Raw genomic sequence first — 15,893 nt, 5'->3', positions numbered from 1 at the left:
CGGGGGGGCCGGGGGGCGGGGGGGGGCGGGGGGGGGCCCCCACGCCGCCTCCGTTTCGTACGCGAACGGTGGTCAAGTTACGGTGCGGCCCGGGCAGTCGCTGAACGACGTGGCGATTGCCGTCACGCAGTCGCACGACAAGGCGACGCTCGCACGTGCGTCGCGCGCCTTGTTCGATGCGAACCCGAATGCCTTCATGAGCCACGACCCGAGCCGGTTGCGGCTGGGCGCGGTGCTGACGGTGCCGGTGCTGGATGCGTCGGGTGCGCTGGCTGCGTCGGCGGCGGGGATTGCGGTGGCGGCTTCCGCGGCTGCGCCTGCTTCGGCGCCGAATGCGGCGCCGGCGACCGACGCGGCGAGCGCCGCAGCGCAAGTCAATGCGGCGGCGGCAAGCGCAGCAAGCGCCGCGGCGCGCGCGACGACGCCGGCCACCCCTGCTGTGTCGGCGACGGCCAGTGCGGCCACTGAGGCAAGCTCAGCGACGCCGGGTGGCGCGGCTTCATCGGCGCCGGTCACGGGATCGCAGGCGGCGGCGTTGCCGGCCAGTGGCGCTCATGAGTGGACCGGTTCGATTCAACCCTCGGCTAGCGAGGCTGAAGGCGCATCGGCGGCCGGTGCTGGAACGACGCCGGCGACGACCGCCGCGCAGCCGGCATCGCAACCTCGTGCGCAGGTGTCGAGCTTGCAGCAATTGCTCGCGCTGAAAAATCGCGTGCTGATGGAGTTGCAGAAGCATGGCATCGGCGGGACGCCGCCCGCTTCGGGGACCGCGTCGACCAATGCCGCACAGCCGGCGGTTGGCGTGTCCTCAACGGCAGCTGTGCCGAGTCATGGCGCTACGCCGGTGGCGTCGACGTCGAATGATGTCGGCATGTCGCAGACGGAGTTGAGCGTGGCGGCGGCGGTTGGCGCGGCGCTGGTCGTGCTGCTGGCGGCGCTGCGCATGGGCCGGCGTAAGCGCGAACGTGTGGCGGCGGAAGCTGCGTCGGCGAATGGCGACGCGGAAGCGTCCGCGCGGGCAAAGGGCCCGCAGGACGCCGTTTCGACGCACGAGCAGGTTCCGGTGCGCGAAGCGTCGGGCGCCGGCGATGATGCGGCCGTGGGAAATGCGGCGGCGATGGCGGCTGCGGAACGTGAAGCTGCGGAAGGTGACGCGGCGGCGCGTGAAATGGCGGAGCGTGTGGCTGCGGAGCGCGACGCGGAGATTCGTCAGGCGGCTACGCGGGAGGCGGCGGAGAAAGCAGCGGCGGAACGTGTAGCCGAAGAACAGGCTGCGGCGGAGCGTGCTGCGGCGGAACATGCGGCGGCGGAGCAAGCAGAGGTTGAGCGTGCGGCGGCGGAACGCGCGGCAGCGGAGCATGCAGAGGTTGAGCGCGCAGCGGCGGAACGCACGGCAGCGGAGCAAGCAGAGGTTGAGCGCGCAGCGGCGGAACGCGCGGCAGCCGAGCAAGTAGCGGCAGAACGCGCAGCGGCGGAACGCGCAACCGCAGAACGTGCGGTAGAACAACAAACCGCAGCCCACGCAACCTTCCCCTCCCAAGACTCCAACGCGCCCCAGCACATCGGGCAAGAGCGTGACGCAACACCCGCGTCCGTCGAACCCGTGCAATTGAATCCGAACATCGCTCCGTCCGGTCAGAGCGGTTTCATTCCCGAGCCTCTTCCGGCACCGCATCACGACGACTTCGACAGCGCGACCACGGCCGCGAGCCTTGCCGCCGCTGCGGAACTCGGCGCTGAGGCGTTGCCGTTGGCGCCGCTCGAACCCGTCGACAAAGCCTTCCTCCACGAGGACCCCGCTCATCGTCGGCAATGGGACGACGCGCCGGCCGTACCGCAGGAGCCCTCGACCGAGCTGCAGCATCATCTGAATTCGCCGCTGCCGGTCGATCTAACCCGGCCGCACCTCGAGCCGCACGCGCCTACGGCGTTCGGCCAGCCGTACAGCGACCCAGCGGTGCCGGCCGCGCCGTTGGCGGGTGAGACCCAGCAAGCGCACAGCCAGTCATCGTATGAGCCGCATCACCCGGCCCAGACGGCACCGTCCGATGCCGCACCGACGCTCGAGCCCGAAGAACCGCTAGCGCAACCCCAGTCAGCCCCCGCAGCCGTGCCGACCGAATTCCCGCGGGAAGCCGTCGATGCGTTCGGCAGCCTCGACATGCCGTTGCCCCCACGCGTCGAGTCGTCCGCGGATGCCCTGCAAGCGCCCGCCTCGCTGTCGACCCAGCCGGTGGCATCGCCGGAATTCATGGCGAAACATGCCGCGCCGTTGCCCCACCCGGACGACGACGCGCCGTATATCGCCGACGAAATCACCGCCGGCACCGCGGGCCACGCGGCCGTCGCGGGCTTGGGTGCGGGTTTAGGTGCGGGCCTCGGCGCATCCGGCTTCGGCGCGTTGAAGCTCGATTTCGACCTCGAGTTGCCGCCGAGTCCGGCCCAGCCGTTGCCGGCGTTCACGCAGAACGATCTCGGCCGCATCGCTCGCAACAAGCTCGAACTGGCGGCCGAGTACATCGAGCTCGGCGATCTGTCCGGCGCGCGCGCGCTCATCAACGAAGTGATCGAGACGAACGATCCGGGTACGCGCACCGAGGCCCGCGCGTTGCTCTCGACGCTCGCCCCGTTGTCGTGAAGCGTATTGCTCTAGGCGTCCAGTACGACGGTTCGGCATTCTGCGGTTGGCAGTCGCAACTGCACCGCAACACCGTGCAGGACGAGCTCGAACGGGCGCTGCGCGAGTTCGCGCAGACGCCGGTGCAAACCGTCGTCGCGGGCCGCACGGATACAGGGGTGCATGGTCTCGGCCAGGTCGTGCATTTCGACACCGAACTCGATCGCGCCGACGTGTCCTGGGTTCGCGGCACCAATTCGTTCCTGCCGAAGACGATCTCGATCCAGTGGGCCAAGCCGATGCCCGACGAGTTCCACGCGCGGTTCTCGGCGTTCGAGCGGACCTATTACTACGTGCTGTACGTCCATCCGGTGCGCTCGCCGATGCTGGCGACGCGGGCCGGCTGGGTGCACGCAACGCTCGACGTCGACGCGATGCGGACGGCCGCGGCTCACCTGATCGGCGAGCACGATTTTTCGGCTTTCCGTTCGTCGCAATGTCAGGCGAAAACGCCGGTCAAGCATCTGTATCAGATCGACGTGCGGCAGCAGGGCGACTTCATCCATTTCCGTTTTCGGGCGAACGCGTTCCTGCACCACATGGTGCGCAACCTGATGGGCTGTCTCGTCTACATTGGCCGTGGCCGTCGCCCGGCCGAATGGATGGCCGAGGTGCTCGCGAGCCGCGATCGCGATGTCGCCGCGCCGACCTTCATGCCCGACGGCTTATATCTGGCGCAGGTGGGCTATCCTGAGCAATTCGCCGTGCCCGCGCCGCAGACGGGCAGCGTGCCGTGGAGTACCGTATGGACCGAGCAAGCCGAAATATGAAAGCAACCGAAACCCTCGCGAACGAATCCCATGCCGACGCGCAGCAGCCGGCCGTGCCGCATCGCACGCGCATCAAACTGTGCGGCCTGTCGAAGCCGGAAGACGTAGCCCATGCTATCGACCTCGGCGCCGACGCGATCGGCCTCGTGTTCTACCCGCCGAGTCCGCGCTCGGTCAGCGTCGCGCAGGCGGTCGAGCTGGTGCACGACGTGCCGCCGTTCGTCTCAGTAGTCGGCTTGTTCGTCAACGCCACGCCGGACTGGATCCGCGAGGTCGTGAGCAACGTGGGACTCACGCTGCTGCAGTTTCACGGCGATGAAACGCCGGAACAGTGCGAATCGCTTGCCGGCGTTGCGGGTTTGCCTTGGTTGCGCGCGTTGCGCGTTGCGGCGGATACTCAGCCCGCCGATTTGGTAAAATCGGCGCTTAGCTATTCAGCAGCCAGCGGCCTTCTGTTCGACACCCATGTCGAAGGATACGGCGGCGGCGGGAAGGTCTTCGATTGGTCACTTATTCCAGCAGAGCTCGCGCGTCGGGCCGTTTTGAGTGGTGGGTTGAACGCGCAAAACGTCAGTGATGCGATCCATCGCGTGCGCCCGTACGCGGTCGATGTCTCGAGCGGCATCGAAACGCCGGGCGCCAAGGGCGTGAAAGATCACGCCCGGATGGCGGCGTTCGTACGCGCGGTGCGCGCAGCGGACGCCGAATGATTCCGGCGCGGCGGTTGTCTCGCACGAGAACCGCGCGCCACACTGAGAAGAGTGATCACCATGTATAACTTGCCTGACGAAAGAGGCCATTTCGGCCAGTTTGGCGGCGTGTTCGTCGCTGAAACGCTGGTCCACGCACTCGACGAGCTGCGTGCGGCATACGAAAAATATAAGAAAGACCCGGAATTCGTTGCTGAATACGAGCGCGAATTGAAGTATTTCGTCGGCCGTCCGTCGCCGATTTATCACGCACAGCGTTGGAGCGAAATGCTCGGCGGCGCGCAGATTTTCCTTAAGCGCGAAGACCTGAATCACACCGGTGCGCACAAGGTCAACAACGTGATCGGGCAGGCGCTGCTTGCCAAGCGCATGGGCAAACCGCGCGTGATCGCGGAAACCGGCGCCGGTCAGCACGGCGTGGCAACGGCGACCATCGCCGCGCGTTTCGGCATGGAGTGTGTGGTCTACATGGGCGCGGAAGACGTGCGCCGCCAGGCTGCCAACGTGTACCGCATGAAGCTGCTCGGCGCGACTGTCGTGCCGGTCGAATCTGGCTCGCGGACCTTGAAGGACGCGTTGAACGAAGCCATGCGCGACTGGGTCACCAACGTCGAAAACACGTTCTACATCATCGGCACGGTGGCGGGACCGCATCCGTATCCGATGATGGTGCGCGACTTCCAGCGCGTGATCGGCGACGAGTGCAAGGTGCAGATGCCCGAGCTGGTCGGCCGTCAGCCCGACGCTGTGATTGCATGCGTTGGCGGTGGTTCGAACGCGATGGGCATCTTTTACCCGTACATTGACGACACTTCGGTGAAGCTGATCGGCGTCGAAGCTGCCGGCGATGGCATCGAGTCCGGCCGGCACGCAGCCTCGCTGATTGGCGGAAGCCCCGGCGTGCTGCACGGTAACCGCACGTACCTGCTTCAGGATGAAAACGGCCAGATCATCGAGACCCATTCGGTGTCGGCGGGCCTCGATTATCCGGGCGTCGGTCCCGAGCATGCGTGGTTAAAAGACAGCAAGCGCGCGGAATATGTCGGCATCACCGACGAAGAGGCGCTCAAGGCGTTCCACGACTGCTGCCGCATCGAAGGCATCATTCCGGCACTGGAATCCAGCCACGCGCTGGCTTATGCCGCGAAACTCGCGCCGACGTTGCCGAAGGACAAGTACCTTCTGGTCAATTTGTCGGGCCGCGGCGACAAGGACATGCATACGGTCGCCGAGCGATCGGGCATTCAGTTCTGAGCGCCGCGACGATGCGTGACGAGTTCGACGAGCCGCAGCCGGCAATTGAAACCACGCCGGCCGCCAATGTGCCGGCGGCCGAAGCGCCTGCATCGCTGTTGCCGCAGGTGCCTGCCGGCATACGGCTGTTGAACCGCGATTTTCTGACCGATGTGGCGAACATTCCCGACGGGTCGATCGACCTGATCGTATGCGATCCGCCTTACGGGCTCGGCAAGGATTATGGCAACGACTCCGACATGCGGACAGGCGAAGATTTTCTCGCCTGGACGCGTGGCTGGCTCGAACTGGCTATTCCGAAGCTCAAGCCGTCAGGTTCGCTCTACATTTTCTGCACCTGGCAGTACGCGCCGGAAATCTTCAGCTTCCTGAAGACAAAACTCACGATGATCAACGAAATCATCTGGGACCGGCGTGTGCCGAGCATGGGCGGAACGGTGCGCCGGTTTACTTCGGTGCACGACAACATCGGCTTTTTCGCGGTGTCGAAGGATTACTTCTTCGATCTCGATCCCGTCCGCATCCCGTACGATGCCGCCACGAAGAAGGCGCGTTCGCGTAAATTGTTCGAAGGCAGTAAGTGGCTCGAGGTTGGCTATAATCCAAAGGATGTCTGGTCGGTGTCGCGGCTGCATCGGCAACATGCCGAGCGCGTCGCGCATCCTACCCAGAAGCCTCTGGAAATTGTCGAGCGGATGGTGCTGGCAAGTTGTCCGAAAGGCGGCCGCGTGCTCGACCCTTTCATGGGCAGCGGCACCACCGCAGTCGCCTGCGCCCGTCAGCAGCGCGAATTCGTCGGCTATGAGATCAATGAAAGTTACTGCGCGATCGCGCGTGAACGCGTCAGCGCGGCTGCCGCTCCGCCCGTAGCGCGTCGGGTCAAAGCCAAAACTCAACGGCAGACCGAAGTGCAATGAGCGACGTGCAATGAGCACGCTGCGCAGTAACCCAAATCCGAGAATATTCCATGTCCCGTATCAAGAACACGTTTGCTGCGCTGTCCGCCCAAGGTAAGAAAGGCCTGATTCCGTTTATGACGGCCGGCGACCCGGATCCCGCGCGCACGGTCGAATTCATGCATGCGCTCGCCGCCGGCGGCGCAGATGTGATCGAACTCGGCGTGCCGTTTTCCGACCCGATGGCCGACGGTCCGGTGATCCAGCAGTCGTCGGAACGCGCGTTGGCGCATGGTGTGTCGCTGCGCCACGTGATCGCTGACGTGAAGCGCTTCCGCGAAACCAACGACACCACGCCCGTCGTGCTGATGGGCTACGCTAATCCGATCGAACGCATGGGTACCGAAGCCTTTGCGAAGGCGGCGAAAGAGGCCGGCGTAGATGGTGTGCTGGTTGTCGATTATCCGCCGGAAGAGTGCGCTAACTTCGCCGAACAGATGCGATCTGCCGGTATCGATCCGATTTTTCTGCTCGCGCCCACGTCGACCGATGAGCGCATCGCAGAAGTCGGCAAAATAGCCAGCGGCTACGTCTACTATGTGTCGTTGAAAGGCGTGACCGGAGCGGCAAATCTGGACGTTTCCAGCATCGCGAGTAAAATCCCGGCCATCAAGTCGCGCGTCCCGCTGCCGGTGGGCGTCGGTTTCGGTATCCGCGACGCTCAAACCGCGCGTTCGGTAGCCGAAGTGTCCGATGCCGTCGTGATCGGCAGCCGTATCGTGCAATTGCTCGAACAGGCGGCGCCTGAAGCCGCTGCCGAGACGCTCACGCGTTTCGTCGCTGAAGTGCGCGAGGCGCTGGATAGCGTTGCGACTGCCCGATAACAGTTATTTTTGTCTTCTGTAGTGTGAGCGGCGGGCTTGTCCCGCCGTTTGCGCGATCGTAGACCCGAGAAGGATTCAATATGAGCTGGCTCGACAAACTGCTGCCGCCGAAAATCAAACAAACCGACCCGAAGAACCGCAAGGGGATTCCGGAGGGCCTGTGGATCAAGTGCCCGTCGTGCGAAGCCGTGCTGTACCGCAACGACGTCGAGGCCAATCTGCACGTTTGCCCGAAGTGCGACCATCACATGCGCATCGGCGCGCGTGAGCGGCTCGACGGCCTGCTCGATCCGGAAGGGCGCTACGAAATCGGCCAGGAAATCGTCCCGGTCGACGCACTCAAGTTCAAAGACAGCCGCAAGTACCCGGACCGCCTGAAAGAGGCGATGGACGACACCGACGAAACCGACGCAATGGTCGTCATGGGCGGCGCGATCCATACGCTGCCGGTGGTGGTGGCGTGCTTCGAATTCTCGTTCATGGGCGGCTCGATGGGTTCGGTGGTCGGCGAGCGCTTCGCGCGCGGCGCGCAGAACGCGCTCGAACAGAAAGTGCCGTTCATCTGCTTTACCGCTTCGGGCGGCGCGCGGATGCAGGAAAGCCTGCTGTCGCTAATGCAAATGGCCAAGACCACGGCCATGCTGACCAAGCTCGCCGAAGCCAAGCTGCCGTTCATCTCCGTGCTGACCGACCCGACAATGGGCGGCGTGTCAGCCAGTTTCGCGTTCCTCGGCGACGTGGTGATCGCGGAGCCGAAGGCGCTGATCGGTTTTGCCGGTCCGCGCGTGATCGAACAAACCGTGCGCGAGAAACTGCCGGAAGGCTTCCAGCGCGCCGAGTTCCTGCTAACGAAGGGCGCGATCGACATGATCGTCGACCGTCGCAAGCTGCGTGAAGAACTCGCGCAATTGATGGCGCTGCTGAGCCACCAACCGGCTGACGCAGTAGCGTAAGCAGGCACTACGGTGAACCGTCGTCGAGCTTTCTTAAGCGCGGCGGCCGTTAGAAAAGCAGCAAAAAATAGCGCGCCGCGTGAGTGATCAAGCGGCGCGCTGTCATTTCCGGGATAATCACGGTCTCGCAACGCAGCGCCGGTTGCTGACGGTGGCCAGCGAGGGCGGGTGCGGTTTGCGCGCATAAAGTGCCCGCCGGACTAGGCTCTGGCCGCAGCCGCAGCCGCAGCCGCAGCCGCAGCCGCAGCCGCAGCCGCAGCCGCAGCCGCAGCCGCAGCCGACCGCCTCGCCCCGCGCCCATTCGCAACACTGCCTAATCGATTCACTCGCGATTCACCCGATGACCACATTCCCCACCCTCGACGCGTGGCTCACGCACCTTGAATCCGCGCATCCGGTCGGCATCGACATGGGCCTGGCCCGCATCAGTCAGGTGCGCGACGCGATGCAGTTGTCGTTCGCGTGTCCGGTCATCACGGTCGGCGGGACGAACGGCAAGGGTTCCACGTGCGCGATCCTCGAATCCATTCTGCTGCGCGCTGGGTTCACGGTCGGCTGTCATACCTCACCGCATTTGCTGTCGTTCAACGAGCGCGCGCGGGTGAACGGCGAAATGGCGAGCGATGCGGACCTGCTGCCGCATTTCGAAGCCGTCGAAGCCGCGCGCCTGAGCCTCGCCGAACCGGTCACGCTGACCTACTTCGAATTCACGACGCTGGCGATCATGAGCCTGTTCGCTTCGCGCGGACTGGACGCGGTGATTTTCGAAGTCGGCCTGGGCGGCCGCCTTGACGCGGTCAATATCCTCGATACGGATTGCGCGATCATCACCAGCATCGATATCGACCACACCGAGTATCTCGGCGACACGCGCGAGAAAATCGCCTTCGAAAAGGCCGGCATTTTCCGTCCGGGCAAGCCGGCGATCTGCGCGGACCCGGTGCCGCCGCAATCGCTGATCGATTACGCGGAAAAAATCGGCGCCGAATTGTGGCTGTTCGGCCGCGATTTCCGCTATGAAGGCCAAGCCGGAAGCGAGCGCCAGCAATGGAGCTACGTCGGTCCGACCATGCGGCGCTCGGCGCTCGCCTATCCGGCGCTGCGCGGCGCGAATCAGTTGATCAACACGTCGGCGGCGCTCGCCGGCCTGGAGGCGCTGCGTGACCGTTTGCCGGTGTCGGCGCAGGACATCCGCCTCGGCCTCGCCAACGTGGAACTGCCGGGGCGCTTCCAGGTGCTGCCGGGCAAGCCGGCCATCGTGCTGGATGTCGGCCACAATCCGCACGCCGCCGCGGTGCTGTCGCAAAATCTCGGCAACATGGGCTTCTTCCCCTACACGTACGCGGTGTTCGGCGCGATGCGCGACAAGGACATTGCCGGCGTGCTGACGCACCTGAAAGGCGAAATCGATCACTGGTGCGTGACGGATTTGCCGACGCCGCGAGCGGCGTCAGCGGAAGAACTCGAAGCGGCCTTGCGCGAGCAGGGCGTCGACGAGGGCGCCGACAGCAGTGTGACGCGCTACGCCACACCGGCAGAGGCTTTCCAAGACGCGCTAAAACGAGCGTCAGAGAATGATAGAATCGTGGTTTTCGGCAGTTTCTATACGGTAGCAGGCGTGATGGCCTACCGTAAATCGCAGCAACACTGAACGGGCGCCAGGCTCGAACCAAGCGATTCATGGGAATTTTCTCGTTCGGCAAGAAAGACGACGCGCCCACCCGGCGCGGCGCAAATACCAGTTCCACCCGGGCCGCCCGTGGCGAGCGCGTGGAGCGGCGAACCCGCCGCACGGAGCGCACCGTCGACGCCGATGCGATGCTGCTCGACCCTACGTTGCCGGAAAAGCAGCGTGCGCGTCGCCGCCTCGTCGGCGCCATCGCGATGGTCGTGGCGGCGGTCGTCATCCTGCCGATGGTGCTGGACTCGCACCCCAAGCCGGTTACAGACGACATCTCCATCGACATTCCAAGCCGTCCCGCGCCGAAGCTCGCTAAAGCCCAGGAAGACACGCAGGCCGGCGTAGCACCGGATAATCCTGCAACGCCAGACGCGGCACTCGCCGCATCCGGTCTTGCGCCGGCAACGGCAGCCAAGCAAGGCCAGTCTGGCGCCGCGAAGCAATCGAGCGCGGAGACGAACGCAGCGGCGTCCGCCGCCAAGCCGGCGGCGAAACCGCAAGCGCCGTCCGTGGCGGCCAACACTACGCCGGCGGCGCCCGCAACGTCTGCCAAGCCGGCCGCGAAACCGCCGGTCACGCATAACGCCGCGACCGCTCCCGCACCGGCTGCTCAAGCCCCAAGCTCAGAAGACACGAACACGGCCGCCAGCGCGGACGCGAATTCCGGCACGCCGGCATCGCCGCCGGGCAGCCGTTTCGCCGTGCAACTCGGCGCCTTCGCGAACGACGCCAACGCGCGCAATTGGGCCGCCAAGTTGAAAGCGGCGGGTGTGCCCGCATATACCGAACATCGAAAGCAGGCTGACGGCTCCACGCTCACGTTGCTGCGTGCAGGCCCGTTCGCCGACCGTGCAGCGGCGAGTGCCGCCATCGCAAAGGTTCGCGAGGTCGGCTTGACGTCGGGCGCGAACAGCGGCGCTGCACAGTAAGCCAGCGATGTTCACTGCCTTCGACTACGCTGTAATGGCGGTGATCGGTTTGTCGGCGCTGCGCGGAACATGGCGCGGGTTTTTGTCGGAGATATTCGGGCTGATCGGCTGGATTGCGGCGTTTTTCATTGCTTGCCGCTTTGTCGGTTACGTCGTGCCGTTCATCCCGTCCAATTGGCCGGGCGGCGCGTTGACCCAGTGGCTACTGGCCTTTGCGCTGGTGGTGGTCGGTGTGGTGCTGGTGGCGAGCGTGCTGAACGCCCTTTTGAGCCGCATCGTGCAGGCAACCGGCTTGAGCGGCGTGGACCGCTCGCTCGGTTTGATGTTCGGCCTCGTGCGCGGGGTCATTCTGGTGCTGATTCTGGTCGCCCTGGCTGGCTTGACCGAACTGCCCCAACAGGAATTCTGGCGCAACGCCTTGCTTCGGCCCTATGCGGTCGAGGGCGTGCACGTAATGAAACCGCTGCTTCCCGAGACGCTTGCTGCTTACGTCCGAGTGTGACGATCAGGCGAGTGGATAGGGAAATGCAGCAGGACTCCGGCGCAAACCGGCTGCCTTTACGTTCGGTCGCGTAGCTTTGAGAACGCCCCGAAGGAAGTCCTTCGGGACGCCATCGCAGGCAGCGGCCGCCATGACGAATTTCGTACCTTTGAAGGACATGCCATGTGCGGCATCGTAGGCGTAGTTTCCCACTCTCCGGTCAATCAGCTGATCTATGACAGCCTGCTGCTCCTGCAGCACCGCGGTCAGGACGCCGCCGGCATCGCGACAGCGAACGGCAGCAACTTCCACATGCACAAGGCCAACGGCATGGTGCGCGACGTGTTCCGCACGCGCAACATGCGCAGCCTGCCCGGCACGACCGGCATCGGCCAGGTCCGTTACCCGACCGCTGGTTCCGCGTCGAGCGAAGAAGAAGCCCAGCCGTTCTACGTGAACGCGCCGTTCGGCATCATCCTCGCGCACAACGGCAATCTGACCAACTGGCAGCAGCTGAAAGATGAGATGTTCCGCATCGATCGCCGCCACATCAATACCAATTCCGACACCGAAGTCATGCTCAACGTGCTCGCGCACGAATTGCAGCTTTCCAGCTCGGGCCTGCAACTCGATCCGGCCGCGCTGTTCAAGGCCGTGTCGGGCGTGCATCGGCGGGTGCGCGGGTCGTACGCGATCGTGTCGCTGATCGCCGGTTATGGCCTGCTGGGCTTCCGTGACCCGTTCGGCATCCGTCCGCTGTGCCTCGGCAAGCAGGAAACGGCCGAAGGCGTCGAGTGGATCCTGGCGTCGGAGTCGGTGGCGATCGAAGGTATCGGCTTCGAGTTCGTGCGCGATATCGCGCCGGGCGAAGCGATTTTCATCGACATCGAAGGCAATCTGCACTCGCAGCAATGCGCCACGAACCCGAGCCTGAATCCCTGTATTTTTGAACTCGTGTATCTCGCGCGTCCGGACTCGGTGCTCGACGGCGTGCCGGTTTACAACGTGCGTCTGCGCATGGGCGACTACCTCGCCGAGAAGATCAAGCGCGAGCTGCCCGACGTTCCGATCGACGTCGTGATGCCGATTCCCGATTCGTCCCGTCCGGCCGCGATGCAGGTCGCGAAGAAGCTGGGCGTGGAATACCGCGAAGGTTTCTTCAAGAACCGATACGTCGGCCGTACCTTCATCATGCCGGGCCAAGCCGTGCGCAAGAAGTCGGTGCGCCAGAAGCTGAATGCCATGGGCATCGAGTTCAAGGGCAAGAATGTGCTGATCGTCGACGACTCGATCGTGCGGGGCACCACGTCGCATGAAATCGTGCAGATGGCGCGCGATGCCGGCGCGAACAAGGTGATCTTCGCTTCGGCGGCGCCGCCGGTGAAGTTCCCGAACGTCTACGGCATCGACATGCCGACGCGCGGTGAACTCGTCGCCCACGGCCGCTCGGACGACGAAGTCGCGCGCATGATCGGCGCGGACCATCTCGTTTATCAGGACGTCGACGCGCTCAAGCAGGCGGTGCGCGACATCAACCCGGCGCTGAAGGAATTCGAAGCGTCGTGTTTCGACGGCAACTACGTGACCGGCGACGTGACCACCGAGTACCTCGACCGCATCGAAAGGGCGCGTCTCGCACCGTCCTCGCAATCGGACCGCGACGCCGCGAGCGAAGCGATCGACGGCGGCGCCCCGGCCCGTTCGCAACTGCATCTGCAACTGTCGATGGGTTGAGCGCGATTTGAGTTACACGCTCCCGGCGCGGCACGCTGCACGCCACGCCGGGAGCGTGTTAGCATGACGGCTTGCGTCGATTTGAACTCAGCTTGCGGACGCGGGGCAACCCGAAACAGCTAAAGCGAATGGTGGAGAAGCCGCATTCATCTACCTCCGCTCCAGCTTTCCCCCGCACATGAAGCCCGCTTATGCCGACGCAAAAGCGGGCTTTTTTGTTGCTGCCGTTCGGCCTCGCGCACTCATTTCACACGTGAGCCGCAGACGCCGAACACAGCCTTGGAACATTGGAAACCAGAACCAACATGGACGACTCCCTGAACTTCGACACGCTGGCAGTCCGCTCGGGCACGGTGCGCAGCGACTTCAACGAGCATTCGGAAGCGATTTTCCTGACCTCGAGCTTCGTCTTCGGGAGTGCCGCGGACGCCGCCGAAAAATTCAAGAATTCCGAAGACAACTACACCTATTCCCGCTTCACGAACCCGACCGTCTCGATGTTCCAGGATCGTCTGGCCGCGCTCGAAGGCGGCGAAGCCTGCATGGCGACGGCGTCGGGCATGGCTGCGATCATGTCGGTGGTGATGTCGGCGTTGCAGGCGGGCGACCATCTGGTCAGCTCGCAGGCACTGTTCGGCTCGACGCTCGGCATGTTCTCGCAGATCTTCAGCAAGTTCGGCATTACGACCACGTTCGTCGATCCGACCGATCTGGACGCGTGGAAAAACGCCGTGCGCCCGGAGACGAAGATGTTCTTCCTCGAAACGCCGTCGAATCCGCTGACCGAAGTCGCCGACATCGAAGCGATCAGCAAGATCGCTAAGGCGTCGAACGCGCTGTTCGTGGTCGACAACTGCTTCTGCAGCCCGGCCTTGCAGCAGCCGCTGAAGCTCGGCGCGGACGTCGTGATGCATTCGGCCACCAAGTTCCTCGACGGTCAGGGCCGCGTGCTCGGCGGCGCGCTGGTCGGCTCGAAGCAATTCATCATGGAAAAGGTGTTCCCGTTCGTGCGCAGCGCCGGGCCGACGCTGTCCGCGTTCAACGCATGGGTGTTGCTCAAGGGTATGGAAACGCTGTCGCTGCGCGTTGAAAAGCAGTCGGCGAATGCGCTCGACATCGCGCGCTGGCTGGAAACGCATCCGGCTGTAAATCGTGTGTTCTATCCGGGGCTCGAATCGCATCCGCAGCATGCGCTGGCCATGCGTCAGCAGAAGTCGGGTGGCGCGATTCTGTCGTTCGAACTGAAGGGCGACACGCCGGAGCAGATGCGCGCGAATGCATGGCGTGTGATCGACAACACGAAGATCTGCTCGATCACCGGCAATCTCGGCGATACGCGCACCACCATCACGCATCCGGCCACGACCACGCATGGCCGCGTGACGCCGGAAGCGCGCGCGGCGGCGGGCATCAGCGAAGGCTTGATTCGTCTTGCGGTCGGTCTGGAAAACGCGGGCGATATCCGCGGCGATCTGGAGCGCGGTCTGGCGGGTTGAGCGAGGGTTTGAGCGAAGGCTCGAACGACAGCGTGAAGCAGGGCAAGCGGGCCGCTCCGTTCGGGCGGCTCGCGCAACGAAGCATCAGAGCAGTCCTTCCGAGCAATAGAGCCAACGCCACGAAACTCAGTGCAATGAAACCCAGCGCGTGAAAACTCAGTGGCGCAACGCGCGCCACTGACCGGGCGCCAGCCCGAAACGCCGCGTGAACGCGTGCGTATAGGCGCTCTGATCGCCGAAGCCGACGTCCAGCGCGATATCGGTCAACGAAAGGCGCGGATCGGCGAGCAACGTAAGCGACGTATCGAGCCGCAGGCGCTGCAAATAGCGATGCGGCGTCTCGCCGAAGGCCTCGATAAAAAGCTGATGAAAGCGCCGCATGCCGAAGCCGCAATGCGTGGCGAGATCGGCGATCCGCAAAGGCTCCGACAAATGCGCGCGCAACCAGCGGTCGATACGCGCAAAGTCGAGCCCGGCGCCGACTGCCTGTGCGCCGGCCGCGGTGCTCGCGTCGGCCACCAGGGCTGCCCCGAGGCGTGCGGCAGCGTCCCAATGAAAACGCCGTGTATCCAGATCGCCGCCCAGAACGCCGCCGGTAGCGTGTGCCGCGATGCGGTGCACGAGCTGCGTCAGCGAGGCATCGACGGTGACGGCCCGTGCGCGGTCGAACAACCTTTCCGGCACGGCCAGCGACGCGGCCGGCAAATCCAGCACCAACTGCCGGTTCTCGCCGACGCCCGCGTAATCGTGCCGAGCGCCCGCAGGGATGAGCCAGGCGGAACCGGCGTCGATTTGTTGCGCGACGCCGTTCACCGCCATCACCATCGCGCCGTCGATCCCGAGTACGACCTGGTGGAAGTCGTGCACGTCCGATGCTTCGATCGCGCGGTAGCGGCGCAGCGAAACGCTAGGAGCGGTAACGGCGGCGTGGCTCATCGACGGTGCGCAGTGACAGTTCAGAGAAAGACTTAAACGCCGAGCAATTCGACTTCGAACACGAGCGTTGCGTTCGGCGGAATCACGCCGCCCGCGCCGCGCACGCCGTAGCCGAGTTGCGGCGGAATGGTCAGCTTGCGCGTGCCGCCGACCTTCATGCCTTGCACGCCTTCGTCCCAGCCCTTGATGACCATGCCGCCGCCCAGCACGAAAGCGAACGGGTCATTGCGGTCCTTGCTCGAGTCGAACTTCTGGCCATCGGTCAGCCAGCCGGTGTAGTGCACGCTGACGGTCTTGCCGGCCACCGCTTCGGCGCCGGTGCCTTCAACGATGTCTTCGTACTTCAAGCCGGATTCGGTAGTCACAGTCGACATATGTCGCTCCTCAGGTCAAAAACGTAAAAACCGACATTGTAGGCGTGTTCGCGCCGCATGCCGAGGATTGCCACGTGGCACGCGGATTGCGTGCCAATAGGCCGTCCGGCCAGGCTGA

At 64.4% G+C, this 15,893-nt stretch carries 14 protein-coding genes; 12 read left to right on the top strand and 2 right to left on the bottom strand.

Annotated features, from left to right (window positions below; translation table 11 throughout):
• The 12 genes from PQR32_RS35660 to PQR32_RS35605 all read left to right on the top strand — a co-directional run.
• The coding region (locus PQR32_RS35660) for a motility hub landmark protein FimV (RefSeq protein ID WP_408238628.1) at positions 1 to 2,638 on the top strand (2,638 nt) is incomplete at its 5' end.
• Positions 2,635 to 3,447, top strand: coding sequence for a tRNA pseudouridine(38-40) synthase TruA (gene truA, locus PQR32_RS35655; protein WP_408238625.1), 813 nt, complete (start codon positions 2,635 to 2,637; stop codon positions 3,445 to 3,447). The genes PQR32_RS35660 and truA, both read left to right, overlap by 4 nt.
• Complete coding sequence (locus PQR32_RS35650) at positions 3,444 to 4,157, top strand: phosphoribosylanthranilate isomerase (protein ID WP_408238622.1); 714 nt, start codon at positions 3,444 to 3,446, stop codon at positions 4,155 to 4,157. Before truA ends, PQR32_RS35650 begins: the two co-directional genes overlap by 4 nt.
• A 60-nt stretch (positions 4,158 to 4,217) precedes the next feature.
• Positions 4,218 to 5,411 carry a tryptophan synthase subunit beta gene (gene trpB / locus PQR32_RS35645; protein ID WP_408205353.1) on the top strand — a complete coding sequence of 398 codons (1,194 nt, stop codon included), beginning with the start codon at positions 4,218 to 4,220 and terminating at the stop codon, positions 5,409 to 5,411.
• 11 nt (positions 5,412 to 5,422) lie between these two features.
• Positions 5,423 to 6,328, top strand: coding sequence for a DNA-methyltransferase (locus tag PQR32_RS35640; protein WP_408238619.1), 906 nt, complete (start codon positions 5,423 to 5,425; stop codon positions 6,326 to 6,328).
• A 50-nt stretch (positions 6,329 to 6,378) separates the two neighbouring features.
• Complete coding sequence (gene trpA / locus PQR32_RS35635) at positions 6,379 to 7,191, top strand: tryptophan synthase subunit alpha (protein WP_408238616.1); 813 nt, start codon at positions 6,379 to 6,381, stop codon at positions 7,189 to 7,191.
• Between the two features lie 80 nt (positions 7,192 to 7,271).
• On the top strand, positions 7,272 to 8,144 hold the full coding sequence (gene accD, locus PQR32_RS35630) for an acetyl-CoA carboxylase, carboxyltransferase subunit beta (protein WP_012428630.1): 873 nt from the start codon (positions 7,272 to 7,274) through the stop codon (positions 8,142 to 8,144).
• Between the two features lie 340 nt (positions 8,145 to 8,484).
• Positions 8,485 to 9,795, top strand: coding sequence for a bifunctional tetrahydrofolate synthase/dihydrofolate synthase (gene folC, locus PQR32_RS35625; RefSeq protein WP_408238613.1), 1,311 nt, complete (start codon positions 8,485 to 8,487; stop codon positions 9,793 to 9,795).
• Between the two features lie 29 nt (positions 9,796 to 9,824).
• A complete protein-coding gene (locus tag PQR32_RS35620; RefSeq protein ID WP_408238610.1) occupies positions 9,825 to 10,754 on the top strand; it encodes an SPOR domain-containing protein in 930 nt (309 codons plus the stop codon).
• A 7-nt stretch (positions 10,755 to 10,761) separates the two neighbouring features.
• Positions 10,762 to 11,256 carry a CvpA family protein gene (locus PQR32_RS35615; protein ID WP_408205347.1) on the top strand — a complete coding sequence of 165 codons (495 nt, stop codon included), beginning with the start codon at positions 10,762 to 10,764 and terminating at the stop codon, positions 11,254 to 11,256.
• 162 nt (positions 11,257 to 11,418) lie between these two features.
• Complete coding sequence (gene purF, locus PQR32_RS35610; protein ID WP_408238607.1) at positions 11,419 to 12,969, top strand: amidophosphoribosyltransferase; 1,551 nt, start codon at positions 11,419 to 11,421, stop codon at positions 12,967 to 12,969.
• Positions 12,970 to 13,274: 305 nt separating this feature from the next.
• On the top strand, positions 13,275 to 14,465 hold the full coding sequence (locus PQR32_RS35605) for an O-succinylhomoserine sulfhydrylase (protein ID WP_408238604.1): 1,191 nt from the start codon (positions 13,275 to 13,277) through the stop codon (positions 14,463 to 14,465).
• Between the two features lie 156 nt (positions 14,466 to 14,621).
• Here the strand turns inward: PQR32_RS35605 and PQR32_RS35600 are convergent, their stop codons facing one another.
• Positions 14,622 to 15,401: an AraC family transcriptional regulator gene (locus tag PQR32_RS35600; RefSeq protein ID WP_408238601.1), complete on the bottom strand. Its 780-nt coding sequence runs from the start codon at positions 15,399 to 15,401 to the stop codon at positions 14,622 to 14,624.
• Between the two features lie 32 nt (positions 15,402 to 15,433).
• Complete coding sequence (locus PQR32_RS35595) at positions 15,434 to 15,775, bottom strand: FKBP-type peptidyl-prolyl cis-trans isomerase (RefSeq protein ID WP_027803023.1); 342 nt, start codon at positions 15,773 to 15,775, stop codon at positions 15,434 to 15,436.
• Between the last annotated feature and the right edge of the window lie 118 nt (positions 15,776 to 15,893).

It is taken from the genome of Paraburkholderia dipogonis, from assembly GCF_046027395.1.
Taxonomy (GTDB): domain Bacteria; phylum Pseudomonadota; class Gammaproteobacteria; order Burkholderiales; family Burkholderiaceae; genus Paraburkholderia; species Paraburkholderia dipogonis_A.
Note: the sequence above shows the minus strand (reverse complement) of the source record. Positions and strands in the feature narration are given on the sequence as shown.

Coding starts and splice junctions, on each gene's coding strand:
- accD (WP_012428630.1), top strand. CDS start 7,272: ATGAGCTGGCTCGACAAACTGCTGCCGCCGAAAATCAAACAAACCGAC.
- PQR32_RS35605 (WP_408238604.1), top strand. CDS start 13,275: ATGGACGACTCCCTGAACTTCGACACGCTGGCAGTCCGCTCGGGCACG.
- PQR32_RS35600 (WP_408238601.1), bottom strand. CDS start 15,401: ATGAGCCACGCCGCCGTTACCGCTCCTAGCGTTTCGCTGCGCCGCTAC.
- trpB (WP_408205353.1), top strand. CDS start 4,218: ATGTATAACTTGCCTGACGAAAGAGGCCATTTCGGCCAGTTTGGCGGC.
- purF (WP_408238607.1), top strand. CDS start 11,419: ATGTGCGGCATCGTAGGCGTAGTTTCCCACTCTCCGGTCAATCAGCTG.
- PQR32_RS35615 (WP_408205347.1), top strand. CDS start 10,762: ATGTTCACTGCCTTCGACTACGCTGTAATGGCGGTGATCGGTTTGTCG.
- PQR32_RS35620 (WP_408238610.1), top strand. CDS start 9,825: ATGGGAATTTTCTCGTTCGGCAAGAAAGACGACGCGCCCACCCGGCGC.
- folC (WP_408238613.1), top strand. CDS start 8,485: ATGACCACATTCCCCACCCTCGACGCGTGGCTCACGCACCTTGAATCC.
- trpA (WP_408238616.1), top strand. CDS start 6,379: ATGTCCCGTATCAAGAACACGTTTGCTGCGCTGTCCGCCCAAGGTAAG.
- PQR32_RS35595 (WP_027803023.1), bottom strand. CDS start 15,775: ATGTCGACTGTGACTACCGAATCCGGCTTGAAGTACGAAGACATCGTT.
- PQR32_RS35650 (WP_408238622.1), top strand. CDS start 3,444: ATGAAAGCAACCGAAACCCTCGCGAACGAATCCCATGCCGACGCGCAG.
- PQR32_RS35640 (WP_408238619.1), top strand. CDS start 5,423: ATGCGTGACGAGTTCGACGAGCCGCAGCCGGCAATTGAAACCACGCCG.